A 1855-nucleotide genomic window follows, 5' to 3' on the forward strand; every position below is an offset into this window, starting at 1 on the left:
CCCATTCTCGATGTGGAACAGCAGGGGCTGCTAGACGCACTGGGGGATCAAACTGCATCCGCCATCGAAAGCGTCCTTTTGGCGAAAGAGTTGGATCAGGCACGCCTCGATGCCGAAACCGACAAACTACGGGGGGCTCTTTTGACGTCTATTTCCCACGATCTGAGAACGCCTCTGGCTTCTATTCTGGGCGCAACATCCAGCTTGAAAGTTATGGCGATAAACTCGATAATACTGCACGTCAGGAACTGCTTGCGACCATTCACGATGAAGCTGAGCGGCTGAACCGGTTCGTCGCTAATCTGCTTGACATGACCCGTCTTGAAGCGGGAGCGCTCCAGCCACGTAAGGAGCGTGTGGATGTTGGCGAAGTGATCGCCAGTGCTCTTTCCCGCGCTGCTCGTCTGCTTTGTGGTCATGAAACAGCAATGATCATTGAACCCGATTTGCCGATGCCACTTCTGGACGATGTTCTTCTGGAGCAGGCACTTTTCAATATTCTTGACAACGCTGGAAAATACACGCCTCCCGGCACGAAAATAGTCGTTACAGCATCTTCCGGCGCTGATACTCTGCTTATTCGTGTCACGGATGGAGGGGAGGGATTTTCTGTTCGTGATCCGGAAGCGGCTTTCAGTAAATTCAAACGTTTCAAATCTGCAGATCGGTCTCGTCCAGGAACCGGTCTGGGTCTTGCGATCACTCGGGGTTTCATCGAAGCCATGGGGGGAACGATTGTGGCGCGCAATCGACAGGGTTGCTCCGGAGCAGAGTTGATAATGATATTTCCTCTAGCCGAGAAACATAAGAAATGAGCGATCCATCGGTCTTGGTTGTGGATGACGAGCCTGCCATTCGACGCCTCCTCAGGACCGCCCTTGGCAGTCAGACTTGGCGTGTGATGGAAGCGCGGACGGGTGAAATGGCCTTGCGCATGGTAGCGGACGCTGTCCCAGACGTCGTCGTGCTTGATCTGGGGTTGCCGGATATAGACGGAGTGGAAGTCCTTCGGCGCCTGCGGCAAGTCCATCCGACTTTACCTGTCGTGATCCTCTCTGTCCGTGATGATGAGCGAGGCAAAGTCGCTGCACTTGAAGCAGGAGCTGATGATTATGTGACCAAGCCGTTCAGCATGGCTGAACTGGAGGCCCGCATGCGTAACGCGTTACGACATGCGTTACAGCAGGAAGGGACCGTCCCGCTGTTCGTATCGGGCGGTTTGAGCATTGATCTCGTGCGCCGTCAGATATTTCGGAATGAAAGTGAAATCAGGCTTTCGCCAAGGGAGTGGGATATCCTGCGCATGCTTGTTCGTTACGTCGGACGGGTTCTAACCCATCAGACCATCATGAGTCAGCTATGGGGGGCAACGGGCGATGTTCAGCAACTTCGTGTTTATATCCGGCAGATACGGCAGAAGATTGAGATCGACCCGGAGAGACCACGTCATATCATCACTGAAACTGGTGTAGGATATCGACTGGTTCAACTTTAAAAAATTCCTTATTTTCTCTAAATATATCAATATTAATTTCATGAATTGAAATAAATTAGGCCTGCTTCAGGCTAATCTTAGTCGAAAACCGGGCCTACCTCTTTCCCCCATTGCCGACATTTTCTATCGGAAAAGAGGGTTCGGGTTTGTCTCAGTGTAGTAGTCAGAGTCAGAGGGCTGCGCGAATTTTCGTGACGGGTTGAGAGGGTAGGGGAGAGTCTCCTGTCCGCCCGTCATGGAGTTTTTTCGCCATGGCGACCGCTATTCCCAAAATCAGCCTGAGTTCCTCTCGTGACATTCCGTTCAACCGGCTGGTGCTGTCCCAGTCCAACGTGCGACGCGTGAAGTCCGGCCTGTCGA

Annotated in this window: 3 protein-coding genes and 1 pseudogene; all 4 read left to right on the forward strand. The window is 52.7% G+C overall.

Going from position 1 to position 1855, the window contains the following annotated elements; translation table 11 throughout:
* Positions 1 to 285, forward strand: a 285-nt coding sequence (locus JCM25146_RS24355; protein ID WP_035373004.1) for a histidine kinase dimerization/phospho-acceptor domain-containing protein, incomplete at its 5' end; no start/stop codon positions are given.
* A gap of 26 nt (positions 286 to 311) precedes the next feature.
* The gene (locus tag JCM25146_RS24360; protein WP_025829263.1) at positions 312 to 815 is read left to right on the forward strand and encodes a sensor histidine kinase; all 504 of its coding nucleotides are present in this window, start codon (positions 312 to 314) and stop codon (positions 813 to 815) included.
* Positions 812 to 1495, forward strand: coding sequence for a response regulator (locus tag JCM25146_RS15855; RefSeq protein ID WP_025829265.1), 684 nt, complete (start codon positions 812 to 814; stop codon positions 1493 to 1495). The genes JCM25146_RS24360 and JCM25146_RS15855 overlap by 4 nt, the downstream gene beginning before the upstream one ends.
* Positions 1496 to 1746: 251 nt before the next feature.
* A pseudogene (locus tag JCM25146_RS25290) lies at positions 1747 to 1855 on the forward strand (DUF3363 domain-containing protein); the annotation flags it as partial.

Source organism: Acetobacter okinawensis JCM 25146 (genome assembly GCF_000613865.1).
GTDB lineage: Bacteria > Pseudomonadota > Alphaproteobacteria > Acetobacterales > Acetobacteraceae > Acetobacter > Acetobacter okinawensis.